The sequence below is a fragment of the Empedobacter sp. UBA7252 genome, assembly GCF_002472765.1.
Lineage (GTDB): Bacteria > Bacteroidota > Bacteroidia > Flavobacteriales > Weeksellaceae > Empedobacter > Empedobacter falsenii_B.
On the sequence record NZ_DKSQ01000072.1, the window covers coordinates 1 to 6,644 of the forward strand.

6 protein-coding genes are annotated in these 6,644 nt (G+C 30.3%); 3 read left to right on the plus strand and 3 right to left on the minus strand.

The features are described from left to right. Positions 1–192 precede the first annotated feature (192 nt). A complete protein-coding gene (locus B2X73_RS10190) occupies positions 193–873 on the plus strand; it encodes a hypothetical protein (protein WP_291096362.1) in 681 nt (226 codons plus the stop codon). A 51-nt stretch (positions 874–924) separates the two neighbouring features. On the opposite strand, the gene sucD is transcribed toward B2X73_RS10190, so the two are convergent. The 3 genes from sucD to B2X73_RS10205 all read right to left on the minus strand — a co-directional run bounded on the left by sucD (position 925) and on the right by B2X73_RS10205 (position 3,759). Beyond that, positions 925–1,794, minus strand: coding sequence for a succinate--CoA ligase subunit alpha (gene sucD / locus B2X73_RS10195; RefSeq protein ID WP_038337297.1), 870 nt, complete (start codon positions 1,792–1,794; stop codon positions 925–927). 167 nt (positions 1,795–1,961) lie between these two features. Then, entirely contained in the window at positions 1,962–2,888 is a 927-nt protein-coding gene (locus tag B2X73_RS10200) for a UDP-3-O-(3-hydroxymyristoyl)glucosamine N-acyltransferase (protein ID WP_286496012.1), read from the minus strand. Positions 2,889–2,976: 88 nt separating this feature from the next. Then, positions 2,977–3,759, minus strand: coding sequence for an META domain-containing protein (locus tag B2X73_RS10205; RefSeq protein WP_291096363.1), 783 nt, complete (start codon positions 3,757–3,759; stop codon positions 2,977–2,979). A gap of 164 nt (positions 3,760–3,923) precedes the next feature. On the opposite strand from B2X73_RS10205, the gene dnaG reads away from it, so the two are divergent. Then, entirely contained in the window at positions 3,924–5,870 is a 1,947-nt protein-coding gene (gene dnaG, locus B2X73_RS10210) for a DNA primase (protein ID WP_286496023.1), read from the plus strand. Between the two features lie 247 nt (positions 5,871–6,117). Next, the gene (locus B2X73_RS10215) at positions 6,118–6,609 is read left to right on the plus strand and encodes a septal ring lytic transglycosylase RlpA family protein (RefSeq protein WP_219035263.1); all 492 of its coding nucleotides are present in this window, start codon (positions 6,118–6,120) and stop codon (positions 6,607–6,609) included. The last annotated feature ends 35 nt before the right edge of the window (positions 6,610–6,644 follow it).

Genomic DNA, 6,644 nt, shown 5'->3' on the forward strand with positions numbered 1-6,644 from the left:
TTTTAGGGAAGATTACACATTCAACTTTATTTTATAATTAGTAATAGTAAAGAGTCTTATGAATTTAATAACAACAGACTTATTTATACTAATTTAGTATATAAGAAAGCGATAGATTTCACAAGCTATAGTATTACAAATGGTGAATATAAAGATTCTTATAAAAGGAAGTCTAATGGACAATTAATTCAATTGTATGCTGATAATAAAATAGTTTGTCGTATTAAAGAAGTTCATAATAAATATGTGTTTGATGAGATTCTATCTTATTTAAAAACTAATTATCCTGAAATAAAAAAGAATGAAGACTTTGAAATAAGTTTTGTAGAAAAAGAATACATTATAATTACATCATTGATTTTCTCCTCTTTAATAATATTTATTTTATCTTTTAGCATAGAAAATTATCATTCTGATAAAATACAAGAATACAAAACCATTAAAGGTCATATGGCTTATCAGCCAGAAATAGATTTTAGTGGAAAAAGGAAAAATCGAAAAGAATATTTAATCTTTAAATTAAAAGAATATCCTCAAATAAATTTCAATTTACAATATGAAAATTTCAATAAAATTAATGGATATGAATTTGTTAAAACAAATCATCAAAATAATTTGATTGAATTCGAAATTTTTAAAGAAGACAATGATTACAATATCAAAAAACTGGCACAACCTTATTTTTATTCTCATTTAAATAATAAGAAAGTAATATCAATACAAGCTTTAAAATATCAAAACAAAGAGTTAATACAAATCGATTTTTCAAATAAATTTCAAGGGCGATTTGATTTATTACTAATGTTTTTAGGAGTATTATTGATTGTATTGATTACATATAATATTTATTGCATAACAAGAATTTTAAAATAAAAAAAGGAACTCAAATTTGAGTTCCTTTACTATTTTGATTAAGAATATTTCTTATCCTAAAACTTTTGCTACTGTAGCTCCGATATCAGCAGGAGATGCAACAACGTGGATTCCACATTCTTCCATAATTGCCATTTTAGCTTGTGCCGTATCATCAGCTCCACCAACGATAGCTCCAGCGTGTCCCATTGTACGACCTTTTGGTGCAGTTTGTCCTGCGATAAATCCTACAACTGGTTTAGTTCCATTTGCTTTAATCCAACGAGCAGCCTCAGCTTCTAATTGTCCACCAATTTCACCAATCATTACGATACATTCAGTTTCTGGGTCATTCATAAATAATTCAACAGCTTCTTTCGTTGTAGTTCCAATAATTGGGTCTCCACCAATTCCGATTGCTGTAGAAATTCCGTAACCAGCTTTTACAACTTGGTCTGCAGCTTCGTAAGTTAAAGTTCCTGATTTAGAAACGATACCAACTTTACCTTTTTTGAAAATGAAACCTGGCATAATACCAACTTTAGCTTCCTCAGAAGTAATAACACCAGGACAGTTAGGTCCGATTAATGTTACATCTCTTTGGTCAACATAAGCTTGTACTTTTACCATATCTTCTACTGGAATACCTTCTGTAATACAAATAATTACTTTGATACCTGCTTCTGCAGCTTCCATTACAGCGTCAGCAGCGAATGCTGGTGGAACGAAAATAATAGAAACGTCTGCTCCTGCTTGATCAACAGCATCTTTTACTGTGTTAAAAATTGGTAATCCTAGGTGAGTTTGTCCTCCTTTTCCTGGAGTTACACCACCTACTACTTGTGTTCCATATTCAATCATTTGCTCAGCATGAAAAGTTCCTTCTTTCCCTGTGAAACCTTGAACGATTATTTTTGAATCTTTGTTTACTAATACAGACATTGTGATTTTTAATTTACACAAATATAAAAGGAGTTTTGCATTTTAAAAAATATTCAATGTAAAAAATACACTAAGTCTTTATTAGAACAGGACAAAAAAGTATAAGATATTTATCATAAAAAAAAGCCGACCAAATGGTCGGCTGCAAATATATTCTATAAAGAATTTTATTTTCTCTTGTAATCGCGAACCATTATCTCTGTGACAGCCATTTTTTTATACAAGCCACGAGCCTCTTCTGCTGGATAACCAAAATATGTTTTTCCACCTTCCAAAGATTTACTAACTCCTGCTTGTGCTAATAACACCGCTTTTGTACCGATTGTTATACCACTTGTAATCCCAACTTGTCCCCAAATAGAAACTTCGTCTTCTACATTTACACAACCAGCAATTCCAACTTGCGAAGCAATCAAACATTTTTTACCTATAATTGTATCATGACCAATCTGAATTAAGTTATCCATAATTGTTCCTTCTCCAATAATTGTAGACGCAGAAACTCCTCTATCTATCGTACAATTCGCACCAATTTCTACATTATTTTCGATGATAACATTTCCGACAGATTTTAAACGATCAAAACCTGTTTCGCGGTTTTTGTAATAAAATGCATCAGCTCCTAAAACTGTTCCCGAACGAATAATTACATTATCTCCGATAATTGCATAATCATTGATTGAAACATTAGAATGAATCACACAATTTTTTCCAATTTTAACATGATTTCCAATAAATGCCCCTGGCTGAATAACTGTTCCTTCACCTATTTCTGCTGAATCAGAAATTTGTTTTGTAGAAGTTTCAAACGCCATAAAATGTTGTCCAATTTTGACAAAATCACGGAAAGGATCATCAGAAATCAACAAAGCTTTTCCTTCTGGACAATCAACTTCTTTGTTAATCAAAACGATTGTAGCATTCGATTGTAACGCTTTATCATAATATTTTGGATGATCAACAAAAACTATATCTCCCGCTTCTACACGGTGAATTTCATTGATTCCTTCTACTGGAAAATTTTCGTCTCCAATAAATTTCGCATCGATAATTGATGCTATATCTTTTAATTGATGTGTTTGTGGAAATTTCATCTTTCTCTCCTTTTAAAAAGTCTACAAATATAAAAATAAAAAAGCTGTCAAAAAATGACAGCTTTAATGATTTATAAATTGAATTTCATTATTTTTTCTTGAAAACCATTGTTTTAACTTCATTTGCAAACAAAACTAATTTTCCGTCTACAATTTCGTATTTATTTACATTATTAAAACGCTCTCCAAAAGCATCATAATCTACACCTTGACAAGCCATTCGCGTAGTGGCGATGTTTTTTACTGTCAATGAATTACCAACTGCTACATAAGCACCTATCAAATTATTACATCCATCATTACCAGAAACCTTGTTATTTTGAAATGTTAATCTAGGTTTTTGATTTGGGAAACGATCATCTAATGTTTTGGCACTTCTATCTTTACCAATAAATTCTTCTAATTCCCAAGAACCTGCTAAATTACCAGGACGAACAAAAGTCATGATGACAATATCTCCTTGAATTAATAATAATTTATTATCTGAAATAGAGTATTTTAATTTTCCGTTTAATTTTGAACTGAAATTAGAATCTTCTACATTTTGACAAGCTTTCATCGTAGACATCATATTACCAAATGTAATTTCATTTCCAGAAATTGTAACTCCTCCATTCAAAGTGTTACAACCATCCGAAACATTTAACATACTATTCGAAATAAAATTAAGGTAAGGAGTTCCCATTGGATAAGCTTCTGCAATAGAACCTGCCTTCATAAAATTGATTTGGCTCAACTCCCATTTTCCTAAAATAGAGTTGTTATTTGTGTTTTCAGTATTACCTATCACGTTATTAACAGTAGAACAAGATGTTAAGAATCCTGTTGATAAAATTGCTGAAAAAGATATTTTTAAAATTGTTGATTTCATAAAATTTAATTTCAAGTTTCAGTCTAATAAACGAATATCATACCAAATCTCAAAAATGTTAAAATACATTTCTACAAAGGTTTTGAAAAGATGAAGCCAAGTAAAGAATTTGTTTTAATTTTGAGAAATAATTTGTTTACACAATTCTCAAAAAATAATTCAATTTGATTTCTCAAAGAACGATAGATATAATTTTCGAAACAGCTCGTGTAGAAGAAGTTGTTGGTGATTTTGTAAACTTAAAACGTGCAGGTTCTAGCTTAAAAGGACTCTCGCCTTTTGGGAACGAAAAAACACCTTCTTTTGTTGTTTCACCTGCCAAACAAATCTGGAAAGATTTTTCTTCTGGAAGAGGTGGAAATGTTGTGACTTTTTTGATGGAAGTTGAACAATTTACTTATCCAGAAGCGTTGCGATGGTTGGCAAAACGTTATAACATCGAGATTGAAGAAGATGCTGAATATACTTTTGAGCAACAACAAGAGGAAAAAGACCGCGAAAGTTTATATATCTTGACTGATTTTGCGAAGAAATTCTTCACTAATCAATTGCATAATTCGGAAGAAGGAAATTTGATTGGATTAAGTTATTTCCGCGAACGTGGCTTTACCAAAGAAACCATCGACAAATTTGAGCTTGGTTATTCACCAAAACAATGGGATGCCTTTGCTGAATATGCCTTAAAAAATGGTTATTCGAAAGAATTAATTGAAGAAGCTGGTTTAGCAACTTTCAAAGAAGATAATAAGAAATATGACAAGTTTCGCGAACGTGTTATGTTTCCTATTTATAGTTTTTCGGGACGTACATTAGGTTTTGGTGGAAGAATTTTGCGAAATGATGCCAAAGCTGCTAAATATTTAAACTCTCCCGAAAATAAAATTTACCATAAAAGTAAAACGCTTTACGGATTATTTCAGGCAAAACAACACATTACAAAAGCCGATCAATGTTTTTTGGTCGAAGGTTATACAGATGTTTTGTCGTTGCATCAAGCAGGAATTCAAAATGTAGTAGCGAGTTCTGGAACAGCGCTTACAAACGAACAAATTCGTTTGATAAAACGTTTGACAGAGAACATCATTGTGATGTACGATGGTGATAATGCTGGTATCAAAGCATCTTTCCGTGGAATTGATATGATTTTGGAACAAGAAATGAATGTCAAAATTCTTTTGTTACCAGAAGGCGAAGATCCAGATTCGTTTTCCAAAAAACATTCGACAACAGAAATCGAAGCGTATATAAAAGAAAATGCCTCCGATTTTATTCGTTTCAAGGCAAATGTTTTGTTGGAAGATGCGAAGAATGATCCTATCAAAAAAGCTGAATTAATTAGAGAAATTGTCAAATCGATTTCACTTATTCCAAATATTATCAAGCAAGAAGTTTACATTGCAGAAACTTCTAAAATTATGGAAATTCGAGAAGAAGTTTTGTTCAAAGAATTGGCTCAATTGCAAAATTCTGGCGATAAATCAACTTCTTCGTCTTCTCATATTATCGATAATGCGCGAACAAAAAAAACTGCTATTTCGGTTGTTCCGTCTACAAAGGAAGTCATCAATGTTCAACAAACTGTAGAAAATGAAATTATTAAGTTGATTATGCAATTTGGTGATTTGGAAGTTGATTTGAAGAACGAGAACAACGAGCTATATAAAACAACAGTTAACCAAGAAATCATTTCTCAATTTGATGAAAACGAACTGAGTTTGAGTAATCCGCTTTATCAATCTATTTTAGAAGAAGTGAAAGTTGGTTTAGAAAATGATGAATTGCGAACAGGAACCTATTTTTCTCGATTAACCAATCCAGAAATTGTACAGCTTGCTTCGGAAATGATGTTAGAAAAGCATAGTTTAAGCGAAAACTGGACAGTAAAACAAGGCATCAATATTAAGAAAAAAGAAGAATTTGTGCACAAAGATTTATTTGATGTTTTACTTCGCTTCAAAATTATTTACATAGATAATATGATTAAAGAATTGATGCATCAAACAAAAAATCCTGAATTATCAATTGAAGAAACGAGTCAAATTCTTCAACAAATTATGCGTTTTACTGGATTAAAAAATATCTTAAATCAACATCTTAATCGCGTCATTTAATTTAACATTTACTTGTTAAAAAGTTAATAAATTGATTAATAATTATTTAGACAATAATTGTAAATAATTCTTAAAAATTTTAATAAGTAACTATATTTTTAACTTATAGTTAACATTTCTTTCTAAAGCTACTAAACATATACATTTAAGTCTCTTTTCATTTCTAAAAAACATTAGAAAAAACTATGCATGTACAAACAAAATCAATTATGCTTATTTTAGATAAAGATTCAGAAAGAACTAAAGAATGACAAAGAATATTTTAACATTATTAGTAATGCTGATGATTATCCCAATGGCTCAAGCTAAAGGAAAATCAAACTTTTCAATAGAAAATCCGTTACCAGTTACTATAACTAAAAATTTGAAACTTAATTTAATCAATAAATTTTCAGATTTTAATAAAACAGATAACACTGCGATTTCGGAAATTGTTGAAAAAGCTGGAAAAAAAGTAAGTGGAATTGTATCATGGTATGCTGATAAATTTCACGGTAAAAAAACTTCTAGTGGCGAGTTATATAACAAAAATAACTTAACTGCAGCCCACAAAACTTTACCATTCGGTACAAAAGTCAAAGTAACCAATACAAATAACGGAAAATCTGTTGTTGTAAAAATAAACGATAGAGGACCTCATACAAAATCTCGTTTATTGGATTTGAGTAAAGCAGCGTTTACTTCTATAGGTTCTATTAATGCGGGAACATTAAACGTAGAAATGGAAGTTGTAGAATAAAACAATTTTTAGATATTAAAAAAGAAAAGGATTGA

Coding starts and splice junctions, on each gene's coding strand:
- sucD (WP_038337297.1), bottom strand. CDS start 1,794: ATGTCTGTATTAGTAAACAAAGATTCAAAAATAATCGTTCAAGGTTTC.
- B2X73_RS10200 (WP_286496012.1), bottom strand. CDS start 2,888: ATGAAATTTCCACAAACACATCAATTAAAAGATATAGCATCAATTATC.
- B2X73_RS10205 (WP_291096363.1), bottom strand. CDS start 3,759: ATGAAATCAACAATTTTAAAAATATCTTTTTCAGCAATTTTATCAACA.
- B2X73_RS10215 (WP_219035263.1), top strand. CDS start 6,118: ATGACAAAGAATATTTTAACATTATTAGTAATGCTGATGATTATCCCA.